Origin of the sequence: Dethiosulfovibrio salsuginis, assembly GCF_900177735.1 — a bacterium.
Lineage (GTDB): Bacteria > Synergistota > Synergistia > Synergistales > Dethiosulfovibrionaceae > Dethiosulfovibrio > Dethiosulfovibrio salsuginis.
This window is the reverse complement of the sequence record NZ_FXBB01000010.1, coordinates 1-18,327: the sequence shown is the minus strand read 5'-3', so window position 1 is coordinate 18,327 and position 18,327 is coordinate 1. Positions and strand designations below refer to the sequence as shown.

Annotated in this window: 11 protein-coding genes and 1 tRNA gene; all 12 read left to right on the top strand. The window is 53.4% G+C overall.

Annotated features, from left to right (window positions below; translation table 11 throughout):
* Positions 1–28 precede the first annotated feature (28 nt).
* Complete coding sequence (gene metG / locus B9Y55_RS05160; RefSeq protein ID WP_085544306.1) at positions 29–1,969, top strand: methionine--tRNA ligase; 1,941 nt, start codon at positions 29–31, stop codon at positions 1,967–1,969.
* Positions 1,959–2,777, top strand: coding sequence for a TatD family hydrolase (locus B9Y55_RS05155; protein WP_085544305.1), 819 nt, complete (start codon positions 1,959–1,961; stop codon positions 2,775–2,777). Before metG ends, B9Y55_RS05155 begins: the two co-directional genes overlap by 11 nt.
* Positions 2,770–3,888 carry a tRNA guanosine(34) transglycosylase Tgt gene (gene tgt / locus B9Y55_RS05150; protein WP_085544304.1) on the top strand — a complete coding sequence of 373 codons (1,119 nt, stop codon included), beginning with the start codon at positions 2,770–2,772 and terminating at the stop codon, positions 3,886–3,888. The genes B9Y55_RS05155 and tgt overlap by 8 nt, the downstream gene beginning before the upstream one ends.
* Positions 3,885–4,847 carry an L-threonylcarbamoyladenylate synthase gene (locus B9Y55_RS05145; RefSeq protein ID WP_085544303.1) on the top strand — a complete coding sequence of 321 codons (963 nt, stop codon included), beginning with the start codon at positions 3,885–3,887 and terminating at the stop codon, positions 4,845–4,847. The genes tgt and B9Y55_RS05145 overlap by 4 nt, the downstream gene beginning before the upstream one ends.
* A gap of 72 nt (positions 4,848–4,919) precedes the next feature.
* Positions 4,920–5,006 (top strand) — tRNA-Leu (locus B9Y55_RS05140).
* Between the two features lie 147 nt (positions 5,007–5,153).
* Entirely contained in the window at positions 5,154–8,825 is a 3,672-nt protein-coding gene (rpoB, locus tag B9Y55_RS05135; RefSeq protein WP_085544302.1) for a DNA-directed RNA polymerase subunit beta, read from the top strand.
* A gap of 2 nt (positions 8,826–8,827) precedes the next feature.
* Positions 8,828–13,810: a DNA-directed RNA polymerase subunit beta' gene (rpoC, locus tag B9Y55_RS05130; RefSeq protein WP_085544301.1), complete on the top strand. Its 4,983-nt coding sequence runs from the start codon at positions 8,828–8,830 to the stop codon at positions 13,808–13,810.
* A gap of 106 nt (positions 13,811–13,916) precedes the next feature.
* Positions 13,917–14,174 (top strand): ribosomal L7Ae/L30e/S12e/Gadd45 family protein, encoded by a 258-nt coding sequence (locus B9Y55_RS05125; protein ID WP_085544300.1) that lies wholly within the window; start codon positions 13,917–13,919, stop codon positions 14,172–14,174.
* 33 nt (positions 14,175–14,207) lie between these two features.
* The gene (gene rpsL / locus B9Y55_RS05120) at positions 14,208–14,582 is read left to right on the top strand and encodes a 30S ribosomal protein S12 (protein WP_085544299.1); all 375 of its coding nucleotides are present in this window, start codon (positions 14,208–14,210) and stop codon (positions 14,580–14,582) included.
* A gap of 22 nt (positions 14,583–14,604) precedes the next feature.
* Complete coding sequence (gene rpsG / locus B9Y55_RS05115) at positions 14,605–15,075, top strand: 30S ribosomal protein S7 (RefSeq protein ID WP_085544298.1); 471 nt, start codon at positions 14,605–14,607, stop codon at positions 15,073–15,075.
* 50 nt (positions 15,076–15,125) lie between these two features.
* Positions 15,126–17,192 carry an elongation factor G gene (gene fusA, locus B9Y55_RS05110; RefSeq protein ID WP_085544297.1) on the top strand — a complete coding sequence of 689 codons (2,067 nt, stop codon included), beginning with the start codon at positions 15,126–15,128 and terminating at the stop codon, positions 17,190–17,192.
* Between the two features lie 28 nt (positions 17,193–17,220).
* A partial coding sequence (gene tuf, locus B9Y55_RS05105; RefSeq protein WP_085544296.1) for an elongation factor Tu occupies positions 17,221–18,327 on the top strand: 1,107 nt, incomplete at its 3' end.

Here is an 18,327-nt window from a genome sequence, read left to right as displayed (position 1 = left end):
ATTAAAAATACCGCAGGAGGAAAAAATAATGGCTGATACAAAGAATTTCTACATAACTACACCTATATACTACGTCAACGACGTCCCTCATATAGGCCACGCCTACACGACCATCGGTGCGGACGTAATGGCAAGATACAAGAGGATGACCGGCCACGAGGTGCATTTCCTGACCGGAACCGACGAACACGGTCAGAAAATATACGAAAGTGCCGCCGCCAAAGGAATGACCGCTCAGGAGCTTACCGACGTTATGGCGGAGAACTTCAAAAAGCTCCTTCCTGTCCTCAATATATCGAACACCGACTTTATCAGAACCACCGAGAAGCGGCATGAAAAGGTTGTCCAGTCTATATTCTCCAAACTCGTCGAACAGGGTGATATCTATAAAGACACCTACAAAGGGCTATATTGCGTACCCTGTGAGACCTACGTTCCAGAAAGCAGCGTAGGCCAGGGCTCCACCTGTCCCGACTGCGGTCGTCCTCTGGTGGAGATGGAGGAGGAGAGCTACTTCTTTCGCACCTCTAAATACGCCGACCAGCTCCTGGACTATTACGAGTCCAACCTGAAGGCCATAATGCCAAAAAGCAGGTATAACGAGATAATCAGTTTTATAAAAAGCGGCCTGAGGGATCAGTCGGTTTCCAGGACATCCATCTCCTGGGGCATCCCGGTGCCAGGGGACGAAAGACACGTCATATACGTCTGGTTTGACGCTCTCATCAACTACCTGACCGCCTGTGGCTACGAATCGGACCAATCTCAGATGGACAAATACTGGCCTCAGGTCCATCACCTGATGGCGAAAGACATAATTCGGTTTCACTGCGTCATATGGCCCACTATGCTTATGGCTCTAGGACTCAACCCTCCTGTAAGGGTGTTCTCCCATGGCTGGTGGACCATGGAGGGAGAGAAAATGTCCAAGTCCAAAGGCAACGTTGTGGATCCCTTCGAAATGGTCAACCTCTACGGAGCCGACGCTTTCCGCTACTTTCTGCTCCGGCAGGTCCCCTTCGGGACCGACGGAGACTTCTCCGAATCCGCCATGGTCCAGAGGATAAACTCAGACCTTGCCAACGACCTCGGCAACCTGCTCAGCAGGACGGTTTCCATGATAATAAAGTACAGAGAGGGAGTTGTCCCTACCCCTCCCTCCCTGGCCTCCATAGACCTGGAGCTTTCGGAGGTCGCTAGAACCTCCTGCGAGCTCTATCTGGAGAAAATGGACGACTTCGCCTTCGACGAAGCCCTTAAAGCGGCCTGGACGGTGATAAGCAGGGCCAACAAATACATCGACGAAACCATGCCATGGAAACTAGGCAACGAAGGGGAAAAGGACAGATTGGACGCAGTTCTATGGGGACTGGTGGAAGCCCTTAAACTAGCGTCTATGATGATATCCCCCTTCATGCCTGATACAGGCCACGCAGTGTGGTCCCAGATAGGTTTCTGTGGCGACCCCGCCAACCTAAAGTGGGAACACTATAAGTGGGGAGAGCCTACCGCCGGGATTATGAAGGTCCACAGGACCAAAGAAGTCCTCTTCCCCAGAATAGACATTGAGCTGTGGGCGGAGGAGAAAAAGGCTCGAGATCTGTCCAAAGGCAAAGTGGTCGACCCTGGAGAGCACGAACCTCAGATAGGCATAGAGGACTTCTCAAAGATAGAGCTCAGGGTAGGTCAGATAGTCAAGGTGGAGGAAGTTCCCAGAGCCAAAAGGCTCTACAAGCTGGAGGTCGACCTGGGCTACGAAAGAAGAACCATAGTGTCCAGCATAAAAGCGGACTTCACCCAGGAAGAGCTCCTGGGACACAAAATAGTCGTGGTGGTCAACCTGAAGCCCGTCAAAATGTGCGGAGTTCAGAGCGACGGCATGTTGCTCGCCGCGTCTATGTCGGGGCATGAAGGTCTATCCCTTTTAGCCCCTGTAGAGGACATCCCCCTGGGGAGCCGTGTCCACTGATCTCGGTGTGGATCCTATGACGCCCTACATAGACGGACACTGTCACCTTAATTCCCCGGAGCTCCGGGAGGACGTTCAGCTACACGTCGACAAAGCGGTAGAGGCTGGGGTAGGGAGAATGTTGGTAGTCGGAAGCGACGAGGAGTCCAGCTGGGAGGCCGTGGATATGGCCTCTCGCTTCTCCCCTCAGGGAGTAAGGGCTTCCGTGGGAATCCACCCCCATGAGGCGGGTCGATACCCAGATGGAATTCCCTCCGACCTCCTGGCTATGGCTGACCGGAAGGAGGTATTCGCCGTAGGGGAGATCGGCCTTGATTATCATTACGACCACTCTCCCAGGTCCGTTCAGAGGGAGGTTATGGCGGCCCAGATCGGTTGGGCAAAGGTTAAAAATCTTCCTGTGGTTTTCCACGTAAGGGAGGCCTTTGCCGACTTTTTCTCCCTCATAAACGACAACCCTCTAGGGGATGCTGGCGGGGTCGTCCACTGTTTTTCCGGCTCCTGGAGCGAAGCCAAGATGTGCCTTGACCTAGGTCTTTACCTCGGTTTTGGCGGAATGATAACCTTCAAAAGCGCCCAAGAGGTGAGAGAATGTCTGTCCTCTTCGCCGATGGACCGGATAATACTCGAGACCGACTCTCCGTGGCTTGCTCCGGTGCCCTACAGAGGCAAGACCAACACGCCGTCTATGATGCCCCTCATATACCGAGCGGCGTCGGACATAACCGGCAGAACCCTCTCCTCGGTGGCTCAGTCGGTGTGGCAAAACGGCAAAGACCTTTACAGATGGGGTGAGCAGGATGTTTGAGTTTCGCCTTTTGGCCGAATGTCCTGAGACAGGGGCCAGGGCTGGAGAGCTTGTGACCCCTCACGGAATAATAGAGACCCCGGTTTTCATGCCCGTAGGAACCGCTGCAACCGTAAAGGCCATGTCTCCTAAGGAAATGGCTGAAATAGAGACCCAGATACTCCTGTCCAACACCTATCACCTATATCTGAGGCCAGGGGCGGAACTGGTGGAGGAGGCAGGAGGACTTCACAGGTTTATGAACTGGAACGGTCCTATACTCACCGACAGCGGCGGTTTTCAGGTTTTCTCCCTTGCTGGCATAAACAAAATACTTGAGGATGGAGTGGAGTTCGTCTCCCACCTGGACGGTAGCCGTCATTTCATGACACCTGAACTGGCTACCCAGACCCAGGAAAAGCTCGGCAGCGACATAGCCATGTGTTTCGATCAGTGTGTAAAGCTCCCCTGCACCAGAGAAGAAGCGGGGAAAAGCGTCGATCGGACCCTCAGATGGGCCGCCAGATGTCAATCTATACACCGCAGAGAGGATCAGGCCCTTTTCGGAATAGTCCAGGGAGCCCTTTACGACGACCTTCGGGTTAAGTGTGCCGAAAAGCTCATAGACATGGATTTCCCGGGCTACTCTATAGGAGGTCTATCGGTGGGAGAGAGCCACCAGGAGATGTACCGAATACTGGATCTCCTAAATCCCGTCATGCCTAAGGGAAAACCGAGATACCTAATGGGCGTGGGATACCCCACCAACCTAGTTGAAGGGGTCGCCCGAGGGGTTGACATGTTCGACTGCGTCCTTCCGACGAGAAACGGAAGAAACGGAACCCTTCTCACCTCTCGGGGAAAGTTCAACATCAAGCACAGCCGTTTCACCCACGATTGGGGCCCTATCGATCCCGACTGCGACTGTTACGCCTGTCGAGAATTCTCCAGAGCCTATGTAAGGCACCTTTATCGGTCCGGCGAGATGCTGTCCGCCAGGCTATGTAGCTGGCACAATCTTCGATTCTTAATAAGCCTTATGAAGCGGGCCAGACAGTCCATACTGGACGGTGTCTTCCCTGCCTTCAGAGCGGAATTTCACCGCCTCTTTGGGGAGAGCAATCCTCTATGATAGTCAAACTGGATCGGTGGAATCCCGACAAAGAGGCCATAACGTCGGCGGTAAAAATCCTTAAGTCCGGCGGATTGGTGGCCTTTCCGACGGAAACGGTCTACGGACTAGGGGCAAACGGTCTGGACGGAAAAGCGGTCTCCTCGATCTATTCCGCAAAAGGACGCCCTTCTGACAACCCGCTCATACTCCACTTTGGTTCCCCTGAGGATGTCGTAAATGTGGCGACGGTGGACGAAAGGGCAAAAAAGATAATGGACCTCTTCTGGCCTGGACCTCTGACTCTGGTCCTCCCGGTAAATGAAAATGTCCCTGAAGAGGTAACCGCAGGGCTGGGAACGGTAGGTGTGCGGATGCCCTCTCACCCGGTGGCTCTAGCCCTCCTTCAGGCCTGCCGATTTCCTGTGGCCGCGCCTAGCGCCAACGCCAGCGGAAGGCCCAGCCCTACCGACGCTCAAACCGTGGCTGCCGATCTAAAAGAAAGAGTCCATATGATACTGGACGGCGGCCCTACGGACCTAGGGCTCGAATCCACCGTCTTAGACGTCACCGGAGATACTCCAGTGCTTCTCAGGCCCGGAGGATTTCCCCTTGAGGCTTTGGTCGAACTTCTGGGACCTATCGCCATGCCTAAAGGTGAGCTGGAGCTGAAAAGATCTCCAGGAACCAGGTATCGACACTACGCTCCCTCTCTGCCGATGAGAATACAGTTCCCCTCGGATCCATTTCCCGTAGAGGAAGGGGAAAAATGGGCCTTCGTGGGGATGGACCATCCTTCGCTGGAATCGGATAGGTCTATTTTATTTGACGACTTAGATGCCTACGGGAGAGGGCTCTTCGCCGCTATGAGGGAACTGGAGAGGCTTCCTCTGGACGTTATAATAGCTCAGTGGCCCGGAGACTCAGGGGTTGGGCTGGCCATAAGGGACAGGCTGATCAGGGCCTCTGGGCTAAGCTAAAAATAGTTTTATCTCCATAGGGCTTGTCAAAAACCTCTTCTACTGGTAAAATACTCTTCGTTTCGGATATAGGCCCGGGTGGCGGAATTGGTAGACGCGCTAGATTCAGGTTCTAGTGGGCATACGCCTGTAGGAGTTCGAGTCTCCTCCCGGGCACCATCTACTTAGTGGTGTTAATGCGCGACAAAATCGCGATAAGCATACGGGTCGTATTGTGTCGTTGACATAATGCGGCCTTTTTGTTATTTTATTGCTCTTCAGCTTGTTATAGTTTACTTTATGAAACATAGGGAGGTCGTCAGCCTTATGGCCGAATTCGTACCAGTGGGCAAAAAGCGCAGCCGTCTTACCTTTGGTCGTGCCAGAGATCTAGTTGAGATCCCTGACATGGTCGAGGTCCAGCGAGACTCCTACGTCAGCTTTTTTCAGGAGGGCCGTGATCCAGAGGAAAGGGAAAGCATCGGTCTACAGGAACTTCTTGACGAGATCTTCCCTATCGAGAGTTACGACGGCTCCTTTGCACTTGAGTTTGTCCGATACTACCTGGATAGGCCTACGACAACCCAGGAGGACGCACAGCAAAAGGATTGTACCTGGCATCGTCCCGTAAGGGCCACTATCCGGTTAATCAACAGAAAGACCATGGAGATCAAAGAGGAAGAGATTTTCCTGGGAGATTTTCCTATGATGACCGAGCGGGGTACCTTCATCATAAACGGGACCGAGAGAGTCGTGGTCAACCAGCTGGCCAGGTCGGCGGGGGTGTACTTCAAGGTAGACTATTCCGCCCCTGCGGCGGAGGTCTACACAGCCAAGATAATTCCCGATAGAGGTGCCTGGCTGGAATTCGCCATGGGAAGCGGCGATACCCTTTACATAAACATCGACAGCAAGAAAAAACTTCCCGGAACCTTGCTGCTCAAGGCCTTTGGGATCTCCTCAAACGAAGAACTCCTCCGTTCCTTCGGTGGGGAAATAGAGGAGGTCGATCTCTCCGAGGAGGAGCTCCTAGGCCGTCTTCTCGCTGAGAATATCGTCAACGACGGCGGCAATATAGTTATCAGAAAAGAGAGCCGCATAGGCAAAGAACAGCTTGAGGCTCTTTGGGAGATGAATCGCTCAAGGGTGAAGGTTTGGAATGTTAATCCCGTTCTGGCCGCAACCTTGGAGAAAGACGTTACCGACAACACCGACGAGGCTATGCTGGAGATATTCCGGAGGCTGAGGCCCAACGAGCCCGCCAGGATAGAGAACGCCAAGGAATATTTTGACACCCTTTTCTTCGATTCCAGGAGATACACCCTTGGAAGGGTCGGTCGCTACAAGCTCAACCGTCGGCTGAAACTGGATGCTCCGATGAGCGGGCGGTTGCTGACTGTGGAGGATATGGTCCGTATAGTTAAAGGGCTTATAGTCCTCAGGGACACAGAGGAACAGAGGGATATCCTCTCGTTCCCGGACATCCCGGAGGAATTCCCCGACGATATCGACCACCTCGGAAATAGACGGGTAAGATCGGTAGGAGAGTTGCTTCAGAATCAGATCCGTATAGGCCTTCTTCGTATGGAGAGGATCGCCAAGGAAAGGATGACCACCATGCCGGACCTCACCAAGGCCATGGGACGAGACCTCATCAACGTGAGGCCGATCTCCGCGGCCTTGAGGGAGTTTTTCGGGTCCGGCCAGCTTTCCCAGTACATGGATCAGAACAACCCTCTCTCGGAGCTCACCCACCGTCGTCGTCTCTCGGCGTTGGGTCCTGGCGGTCTCAGCAGAGAGAGAGCGGGTTTTGAGGCCAGAGACGTCCACTACACCCACTATAGCCGTATCTGTCCTATAGAGACCCCTGAAGGACCTAACATCGGTCTTGTTACGTCTCTCTCGACCTATGCAAAGGTAAACGAATATGGCTTCCTGGTTTCCCCTAGAAGGCCGGTAAAAGATGGCTTCGTGTCCCTTAATCCGGAGGACGTTATATATCTCGCCGCAGACGAAGAGGACGAGGCCTACGTCGGAAGGGCTAACACCCCCTTTGATGAATCGACCGGTCGTCTTTCCGAGGCCCTTTGTTACGCTAGATATAGAGGGAAAATAGTCGAAGTCCCACCGGAGAGGATCGATTATCTGGACATATCGCCGAAGCAGATAGTCTCGGCTTCCACCGCCTTGATCCCCTTCCTTGAGCACGACGACGCAAACCGAGCTCTCATGGGATCTAATATGCAGAGACAGGCGGTGCCTCTGCTTTTGCCCGAGGCCCCTAGAGTCGGTACGGGCATGGAGTATAGAATAGCGAAAGACTCAGGCTCCTGTGTTGTCGCCCCTGAGGACGGTGTTATCTCCTACGTCGATTCCGACAGAGTCGAGATCCGCTGCGACTCTGGAGCTTATCGTTCCATGACCTTTCAGAAATTCAAAAGATCCAACCAGGGGACCATAATCCATCAAAGACCTCTGGTCACCAAAGGAGAGAGGGTCACCAAAGGTGAGATTATCGGTGACGGCCAGTCCGTAGACCAAGGAGAGCTCGCCCTAGGTAGAAACGTTCTCATCGCCTTTGTGCCCTGGGAAGGGTATAACTACGAAGACGCTATACTTCTCAGCGAGAGGATGGTGAAAGAGGACTTTTTCACCTCCATCCACATAGAGGAGTACGAAATGGACGCCAGAGACACCAAGCTCGGACCGGAAGAGATCACCAGAGACATCCCGAACGTAGGGGAAGAAGCTCTGAAGGATCTGGACGAGCACGGTGTCGTGCGGGTCGGTGCGGAGGTCAACGCCGGGGATATCCTGGTAGGTAAGGTTACCCCTAAAGGGGAGTCGGACCAGTCTCCTGAGGAAAAGTTGCTTCGGGCTATTTTCGGAGAGAAAGCCAGAGAGGTAAGAGACACCTCCCTTCACGTTCCTCATGGCACCAGAGGTAAAGTCGTAGCCGTCAAAAAGCTCAATAAAGAGGAACACAGCGACTCTATGAGTCCTGGGGTTAACGAAGTGGTAAAGGTATACGTCGCTCAGCTGCGGAAGATAACCGTAGGGGACAAAATGTCCGGTCGTCACGGTAACAAGGGAGTTGTCTCTCGAATACTTCCTGTCGAGGACATGCCCTATCTGCCCGACGGAACCCCTGTGGACGTCTGCCTTAACCCCCTTGGCGTCCCTAGCCGAATGAACATCGGTCAGGTCCTTGAGACCATACTTGCGACGGTGGCGGTAGCCAACGATTGGCATATAGCTACCCCCGTGTTTGAAGGGGCCCAGGAGCAGGACGTCTACGACCTCCTCCAGCAGCTCAGCGAGGAAAACCCCGACTACAGCTCCTTGACCTCCGGTGGAACCATGCAGCTTATCGACGGCAGAACCGGAGAGCCTATGGAGCACAAGAGCACCATAGGCTATATGTACATGCTTAAGCTGAACCACCTGGTCGACGACAAGCTCCACGCCAGATCTATAGGGCCCTACAGCCTTATAACCCAACAGCCTTTAGGCGGTAAAGCTCAGTTTGGAGGCCAGAGGTTTGGGGAGATGGAGGTCTGGGCTCTTCAGGGATACGGCGCTGCCCACGTCCTACAGGAGATGTTGACCGTAAAATCGGACGACATAAGGGGAAGACTTAAGACCTACGAAAAGATAGTGAAAGGGCAAAACCTCACCAAGCCCGGCGTCCCGGAGAGCTTTAAGGTTTTGGTCAAAGAGCTTGAAGGCCTTGGCCTTGGTGTAGATATAGAATACAACGACGGAACGATAGGTCCTCTGCTACCTGATGAAGAGGAGGATGAACAGGGACAGAACGCCTCCGCGGCCATAGAGTTTGAACCCCCTTGTCCTGTCGAAGACTGCCAGACCTCCGATTCATCGGAGAAAAATCTGGACGACTCCATATTCGAATCGGAGCCCGATATATCCGATATATACAGCATATCGGATCTGCGTTTCGAGGACGATGACGAAGAAGCGAAAGGAGCTGACAGCTAACGATGACTCGTCGTGAAATCGTCGGAGTCAGAGTGCGTCTTGCCGGTCCTGAAGAGATCCGTGGCCTTTCAAAAGGGGAGGTCAAAAAACCGGAGACCATAAACTACAGGACCTTAAAGCCGGAAAAAGACGGTCTTTTTTGTGAGCGGATATTTGGACCAACCAAAAGCTTTGAGTGTTCCTGTGGAAAATACAAAAAAAGTGGCCCTAAGTTCAAGGGAGTCGTCTGCGACCGTTGCGGTGTAGAGGTTACCGACAACCGGGTTCGCAGAGAGCACATGGGACATATCGAGCTGGCCGCACCGGTGGTCCACATATGGTATCTCAGAGGAATACCCAGCAGGCTTAGCCTCCTGCTGGGTACGGCCACCAAGATGCTCGAAAAGGTCGTTTACTTTGCTCCTGTAAGAAAGAGAGAGGCCGCTTTTAAGGTCGTCATAGAGGGAAAAAGGCCGGATCTCGCGAAAAGAGGATCTATTATCTCCGAGAGCGAGGTCAGAGTTCACGCCCATTACGACTCTAAATTCAAAGCTGAGGAAGCCTACCGAATCGTGTCTGTAGACGATGTCCCTGTGACATCGGGAGACGTTATATCCTCCTCTCAGGTCGCTAGATTCAAAGGTGATTACGGAGATGAATCCTTCTCCGTTGAGCCTGCGTTTATCGTGGAATCCTGCGATGAAGGTCTGGAGCTTCAGATAGGTCAGGTCATATCGGGAGGGGAATGCGAGAGACTCAGAGATAGCGGTAGCTCTCTGTCCGTCCGCAGGGCCATGGCGGGAAACCAGGATGGTTTTGTTGTTACCTCGGTGGCAAAGTTGCCCTTTGCTAAAGGCGATGTGGTCTCCACCAGCGAGTATAACCTCTTCCATCAGAGATACCAGGATAAATTCGTCGCCCAGCTTGAGACCGTAGTCGTGGAGGATCCCTGTTTCCTGGTCATATCGGGAGGAGAATCTCCCTTTGAGGACGGAGACGTCGTCATAGACCGGGAACAGCATCTTTGCTCTAACTACGATAAAAAATTCCGAGCCGGAATCGGTGCGGAGGGAGTTCGAGATATGCTCGACTCTATGGACATGAACCACCTGGCTCAGGCCCTCAGGGAAGAGCTCTCCGAGACCAGCGGTCAGAAGCGGCGTAAGGTCGTCAAAAGGCTCCAGGTCGTCGAGGACTTCCGTAAAGGCTTCTGCCAGGCTCAGTCGATGGTCCTTGAGGTTCTACCGGTCATACCGCCGGATCTCCGTCCTATGGTCCAGCTTGACGGAGGAAGGTTTGCCACCTCCGACCTCAACGACCTCTACCGAAGGGTCATAAACAGAAACAACCGCCTTAGAAAGCTACAGGAACTCAGGGCGCCGGAGATAATAGTCCGAAACGAAAAGCGAATGCTCCAGGAATCCGTCGACGCTCTCATAGACAACGGCAGAATGGGGAAAGCGGTCTTAGGAGCGGGCAACAGACCTCTTAAGAGCCTCTCCGACCTTCTGAGGGGCAAAAAAGGTCGTTTCCGTCAGAACCTTCTGGGGAAACGGGTCGACTACTCGGGGAGATCGGTTATAACCATAGGTCCAAGCCTGAAAATCTATCAGTGTGGTCTACCTAAACAGATGGCCCTGGAGCTCTTCAAGCCCTTTGTCATACATCAGCTTGTAGAGCAGGGAATAGCTCCTAACGTAAAAAGCGGAAAAAGGATGATAGAAAGGGGCAAAGAGGAAATTTGGGGCATGCTGGAGGAGATAATAAAAGATCATCCAGTGATGCTAAACCGTGCTCCTACCCTTCACCGCCTCGGTATCCAGGCCTTTGAGCCGGTCCTCATGGAAGGAAAGGCAATAAGACTGCATCCTCTGGTCTGCACCGCCTTTAACGCCGACTTCGACGGAGACCAGATGGCCGTTCACGTCCCTCTTTCCGTTGAGGCTCAGGCGGAGGCCAGAATGCTCATGTTGGCGGCGAACAACATACTTTCTCCCGCCAGCGGAAAGCCTATAGTCGCTCCAGCTCAGGACATGGTTTTAGGTATATACTATCTGACCAACAAAAGGGAAGGAATGACCGGAGAAGGGCTCTACTTCAAGAACTTTGATGACGTCCTCAGCGCACTGGACCATGGAGTCGTTCACGTCAACGCAAAAATAAGGCTTCGCTGGAACAAAGATTGGAAAGACTGGTCCGATCAGGAACCTCAGTGGGGAATCTCCTTCGTCGACGAAGGCAAAAGATGGATAGAGACCTCTCCTGGCAGGGTTCTCTTCAACAGCCATCTTCCCAGGAACATCAGGTTCCTGGACGGACAGCTAGGCAAAAAAGACGTCTCTAAACTGCTGGATATCGGATACGACATGGTTACTCGGCAGGAGATGGTAGAGCTTCTGGACTCCATAAAAGATCTGGGATATCGTTGGGCTACCTTAAGCGGCCTCAGTTTCTGCATCACCGACGTTATCGTTCCTGAGGAAAAAGCTAAGGTCGTAAAAGACTCCTTAGTCGAGGACGACGAAATCAGAGATCAGTACGAAATGGGTATCTTAAATGAAGATGAATATCTTCTTCAAAAAGAGATCCTATGGTCTAAAGCTGCCGCCGACGTCGGTGACGCTATTCTCGGCCATATGCACCACGATAATCCCGTCAGGATGATGGTCGACTCCGGTGCTAGAGGAAGTAAAGGACAGCTCGCCCAGATGGCTGGCATAAGAGGCCTGATGGCCGATCCTACCGGTCGAATCATCGACTACCCTATAACCAGTAACTTCCGTGAGGGAATGAACATGTTGGAGTACTTTATATCCACCCACGGAGCGAGAAAAGGACTGGCGGACACCGCCCTTCGTACCGCTAAGTCGGGATATCTAACCCGTCGTCTCGTGGACGTAGCTCAGGACGTCATTATAACCGAGGTGGATTGCGGAACGGAGCAGGGGGTAAAAATAGAGCCTCTGGAGAGCGACGGAAAAATCGTCATACCGATAAGCGAAAGGCTCTCCGGTAGAACCGCCCTTAGGGACGTGATCTCCCCATCCGACGGAAAGGTAATAGTACCTAAAGGGGATCTCATAACCCCAACTCTGGCGGAGGAGATCGACCGTTATGGCCTGAAAGAGGTCTGGGTAAGAAGCCCTATGAGCTGTGTAACCAGACACGGAATCTGTCAGAAATGTTACGGAACCGACCTTGCTACGAGGCGGACCGTGGATATAGGAGAAGCGGTCGGAGTCGTCGCTGCTCAGTCTATTGGAGAGCCCGGCACCCAGCTCACCATGAGGACCTTCCACACCGGAGGGGTCCGAATCTCCGGAGAGGACATCACCCAGGGTCTTCCTCGAATCGAACAGCTCTTCGAGGCCAGAAGGCCTAAAAAAGTGGCTGTATTGGCGGGAGTGGACGGCAAAGTCTCAGAGATAAGGGAAATGGAGGGCAAGAGAAAGGTCATTATAATTCCTGACGATCAGGAGCATGACTCTAAAATAGCCTATAACATCCCCTCCAACCAGAACCTCCTGGTCGAAGAGGGGCAAAACGTCACAAAGACCCAGAAGCTAACCGAGGGATACATCGATCCTCAGCAGCTTCTAGAGGTGGTTGGACAGGACTCTGTCCAGAAATACCTCGTCGACAGCATCCAGGAGGTCTACCGTTCCCAGGGTGTCTCCATCAACAACAAACACATAGAGGTAATACTCCGTAAGGTGGCTCCGGTCAACAGGGTCAAGGTAATAGACGAAGGGGACACCGCCTTTGTCGCCGGAGACCTGGTCTGGGCCGGTGACGTCGAAGCGGAAGCCTCGGTGATCGAGCAGGAGAACGAGAACAACATCCACGAGGCCATAAAGATATTCTCTGGAAAGGCCTTCAACGGATTGGTCGGTGCTGGCAAGAACGATCTGGGCAAGAGAAAAGGCGACCCTCTCGACGAAGAGCTGATAAGATCTATTTTAGTCCCTGGAGCCTCTTTGACGGAAATAGACATGACCGACGAGGCTGGACCTTTGAGGGTTATCGTCGGAGAAGCCTCATTCCGAAAGGAAATGAAGGGGTTTGAACTGATAGAGCCCTTTGAAGCTAGGGATGGGCGGATCGTAGAGGCTGGACAGCCTCTTACCCTGGGACAGCTTTCGGTCGTAACCTCCGAGGAGCCGAGACCCATAAGGGTAAGAGACGCAGAAGAGGTCGATAAGCTTATCGATGTGGCCTACCTTGCGGAAGACGTCGTATCGGAAGGCCAGGTTCTTGCGGCAAAGGATCAGATAGTAACCGAAGAGATCGCTCAGCTCATAAAGATGAGCGACATTTCCGCCATAAAGATATGGAAAGGCATAGAGAGGGTCAACCTGGCCGATGCCATGCAGGAAAGGTTGCTCGCCAAAATATGGGGTAGACCTCTCAGGCAGGCCATCGACGATCAGGGCAACGCCCTGCCTTCTCAGCCTCCTATAGTCGATGGAAGTATAGTAAGAGGCTTAATCGAAGGCCAGTTGGCGGCTATCTCCATGGATGACGAGATAGTATCCAGGCAGACCGTGATAAAAGACGTTATAGCGGATAAATGTTACGGCAAGATATTGCTCGAGAGTATTGAGATCGATGGAGTCACTGTAGTCGACGGAGGACAGGAGATAAATAAAGCCGTCCTCGACTCCCTGGTCTCCGCTAACCTGGAGGAACTGGTCCTAAGGCCGGTCTTCTGTCACACCGAAAGCAGATCGATCATCTCCAGGGTGACCTTTGTCCGTAAACTGAGACAGGCACCTGAGTGCCGTAAATTTATCCACGGAATAACCAAAGCGGCCCTCGCCACCGACAGCTTCCTGAGTGCGGCATCCTTCCAGCAAACCGCTCAGGTACTGGCTGGAGCTGCGGTGAGATGTCAGGTCGACGGATTGGTCGGCTTGAAGGAAAACGTAATTATAGGTCACCTCATACCAGCGGGAACAGGGGTTGAATCCTTCAGGACCTTAGAGATTAAAGATAAAAAAGCCTAGAAAACGGGGCTAAATTAGATATGCCAATGACCTGGGTGCGATATTTCTTGACATAGCACCAGGTCATTGGTATTATTGCTCGGTGCCTGTGCACAGGAGGTCTTAAATGGCTGTTCAAGAACTGGCTGAAGGAAAAAGGTTTATAGGTCTTAGTCAGGTTCGTAGAGAGCTACTGAAAGGCAACGTCGAAAAGATTTTCGTCGCTGAGGATGCCGACGACTCGATACTTTCCGACATCCTGTCCTTAGCTGGTTCTCAGGGAATTCCCGTTGAACAGGTGGGGACGATGGTAGAACTGGGCAGGGCCTGCGCCATATCCAGAGGCGCAGCTACAGCGGCTTTACAGCGGAAGAACCGCTGTTAACAGCATAGAGAATCTCTGGAAGGAGGGAACATAGTGCCAACAATTAATCAGTTAGTTCGTAAGGGCAGGGTAGAGAAGACCCAGAAGTCCGACTCTCCCGCTCTGCAGAACTGTCCGGCACGAAGAGGGGTCTGTACCAGGGTATACACCGTTACCCCCAAAAAGCCGAACTCGGCTCTCCGTAAGGTCGCCCGTGTAAGGCTGACCAACGGAATTGAGGTAACCTCGTATATTCCCGGTGTAGGCCATAACCTGCAGGAGCACTCGGTGGTTCTGGTCAGGGGTGGTCGAGTCAAGGACCTTCCCGGTGTGCGTTATCACATCGTCCGTGGAACCCTTGACTGCGGCGGAGTCGAAGGTCGTCGTAGGAGCCGTTCCAAGTACGGCGCCCGTCGCCCCAAGTCCTAGGTTTTTTTAAGGAGGTAGGGTCATGCCACGTAAAGGGCATGTTAGAAAACGCGAAACACAGCCGGATACGAAATTCGGCAACACAGTGTTGACCAAGTTTATCAACAAGGTCATGCTGGACGGAAAGAAGAGCACCGCGGAGAGCATCGTTTACGAAGCTCTGGATAAGGCTGGCGAGAAGCTAGGCGTGCAGGCTGTAGAGGTCTTCGAGAAGGCCATGGAGAACGTCAAACCCCTTGTGGAAGTCCGTTCCCGCAGGGTCGGTGGAGCCACCTATCAGGTTCCTGTCGAGGTTGCCCCTGCTAGGGCTCAGGCTCTAGCTATCCGATGGATCATAAACTTCTCCAGAGGCAAGAAGGGTATGCCCATGGCGGACAGACTCTCCAGAGAGTTTATCGACGCCTATAAAGGCGAAGGCAGCTCCATGAAGAAGAGAGAAGACACCCACAAAATGGCTGAGGCCAACAGGGCCTTCGCTCATTACCGTTGGTAGCACTGGCCGACATGCTCGTCAGTCAACGTTATGTGTCCTAGGTGATTATAATGGCTGGAATGGATCTACATAAAATAAGAAATATAGGTATTGCCGCTCATATCGATGCCGGTAAGACCACAACCACCGAGCGTATCCTGTTCTACACCGGTAAAAGCTACAAGATCGGTGAAGTTCACGAAGGCGCGGCCACCATGGACTGGATGGAGCAGGAGCGGGAGAGAGGCATTACCATCACTTCAGCTGCTACCACCTGTCAATGGAAGGGCCATAACATCAACGTTATTGATACGCCCGGCCACGTGGATTTTACCGTAGAGGTCGAACGCTCTATGAGAGTCCTCGACGGAGCGGTATCAGTGTTCTGTGCTGTCGGTGGAGTTGAGCCTCAGTCGGAGACCGTATGGCGTCAGGCGGACAAGTACCACGTCCCCCGTATAGCTTTCGTCAACAAGATGGACCGTGTCGGTGCCAACTTCCTCAGCGTAGTCGATCAGCTCAAAGATCGGCTCGGTGCCAGAGCGGTCCCCCTTCAGCTCCCCATAGGGTCTGAGGACAGCTTCAAAGGCGTAGTTGACCTGATAGAGATGAAAGCCATGGTCTTCTCCGACAACATCGGAGGCGATCCCTCAGTGCAGGAGATACCGGCAGAGATGCTGGACGACGCCAAGCTCTACAGGGACTCTATGATAGAGGCCCTCGCCGATTTCGACGAGGACATAATGTCTCTCTTCCTAGAGGGCGAGCCAGTTCCTAACGACATGATAACGGCCGCCATCAGAAAGAGCACCATAGCTCTGGATATAATCCCCGCTATGTGTGGGACTGCCTTTAAAAACAAAGGAGTTCAGCCCCTTCTCGACGCCGTTGTGGCCTACCTTCCGAGCCCCATGGATCTCCCCGCCATAAAAGGCGAAGATCCTGACGATGGCTCCGAGATGGAGAGACACGCCGACGTAAGCGAGCCGGTATCCATACTGGCTTTCAAGGTAGCGGTTGACCCGTTCGTGGGTAAACTGACCTTCTGCCGTATATACTCCGGTATGCTGAAGTCCGGTATGTCCCTTTATAACCCGACCAGCAGGAAGAAAGAAAGAGTCGGTCGAATCCTCCAGATGCACTCCAACAAGAGGACCGACATAGACGAAGCTGGGGCAGGCATGATAGTCGCTATCCCCGGTCTTAAAGCGACCAGAACCGGAGACACCCTCTGTGACGAAAAGGCTCCTATAGTGCTTGAGTCCTTGGTCTTCCCTGAGCCGGTTATCTCTCTGGCCGTTGAGCCTATGTCCCAGGCGGACAAAGATAAAATGTCCAAAGGACTCATCTCCCTGGCCGAAGAGGACCCGACTTTCGTCGTCCGCAACGACGAGGAAACCGGACAGACCGTCATATCCGGCATGGGCGAGCTTCACCTCGACATCATAGTCGATCGCCTAAAGAGAGAGTTCAAAGCCGACGTCAACGTCGGACGTCCCCAGGTCGCCTACAGAGAGGCTATCACCAGAGCGGTCACCGATGTGCAGGGCAAATTCGTCCGTCAGAGCGGCGGTAGAGGCCAGTACGGCGACGTGGTTATAAACATGGAGCCCCTAGAGGACGGCAAAGGCTTCCTCTTCGAGGACAAGATTGTCGGTGGAGTGATCCCCAGAGACTACATTCCCGCAGTACAGAAGGGAATTGAGGAATCCCTCACCAACGGTATTCTCGGCGGATTCCCCGTCATAGGCGTGAAGGTCCAGCTCGTCTACGGAAGCTACCACGACGTCGACAGCTCCGAAATGGCCTTTAAGATCGCCGCCTCCATGGCTTTCAAAGAGGCGATGAGAAAAGCCGGTCCGACCCTGATGGAGCCTGTCATGTTTGTTGAGGTAGTAACCCCTGAGGATTACGTCGGAGACGTTATGGGAGACCTGTCCTCCCGCCGTGGTCGTGTGGAAGGCATGGATATCAGAGGAAACGCCAGGGCTATAAAGGCCTACGTCCCCCTCGGAGAGATGTTTGGTTACGCTACCGACATCAGAAGCAAGACCTCCGGTCGTGCCACCTACACCATGCAGTTCGACCACTACGAAGCGGTTCCTAACAGCGTAGCGGAAGAAATACTTAAAAAATAAGAGTTTTCAATCTAGGAGGGACATCCAAATGGCAAAGGAAAAGTTTGAAAGGACAAAGCCTCATCTTAACATCGGTACCATCGGTCACATCGACCACGGCAAGACCAGCCTTACCGCTGCTATCTCCAAGAGTCTCGCCTCCGCAGGCTATGCGGACTTCTCGAAGTTCGAGGACATCGACAAGGCCCCTGAGGAGAGAGAGCGCGGAATAACCATCAACATAGCTCACATCGAGTACCAGACCGACAAGCGTCACTACGCTCACATCGACTGCCCCGGCCACGCCGACTACATCAAGAACATGATCACCGGTGCCGCTCAGATGGACGGCGGAATCCTGGTGGTCTCCGCCGCCGACGGCCCGATGCCTCAGACCCGTGAGCACGTCCTTCTCGCCCGTCAGGTCAACGTGCCCGCCCTCGTGGTCTTCATGAACAAAGTCGACATGGTCGACGACGACGAGCTTCTCGATCTGGTCGAGATGGAGATCCGCGAGCTTCTGGACAAGTACAACTTCCCCGGAGACGACGTGCCTATCATCCGTGGTTCCGCCCTTAAGGTTCTCGAGGAGAGCGACGGCACCAGAGAGGACAAATGGAGCAAGGCGATCTGGGAGCTTATGGACGCTTGCGACAACTACTTCCCCGATCCCGTCCGTGACACCGACAAGACCTTCCTCATGCCCATCGAGGACGTGTTCACCATCACCGGTCGCGGCACCGTCGTAACCGGTCGTGTGGAGCAGGGAGTTATCCACTCCGGCGACGAGGTGGAGATAGTCGGGATCAGGGACACCCAGAAGACCGTTGCCACCTCCCTCGAGATGTTCCGCAAGATCCTCGACGAGGCTCTGGCTGGAGATAACGTAGGGGTCCTTCTTCGTGGAACCGGCAAAGACGACGTCGAGCGCGGTCAGGTTCTGGCCAAGCCCGGATCGATCAAGCCTCACACCAAGTTCAAGGCTGAGGTCTACGTCCTCAAGAAGGAAGAGGGCGGCCGTCACACTCCCTTCTTCAAGGGCTACAAGCCTCAGTTCTACTTCCGTACCACCGACGTCACCGGAGCCATCGAGCTTCCTGAGGGAGTCGAGATGGTAATGCCTGGGGACAACGCCACCTTCAAGGTCGAGCTTATC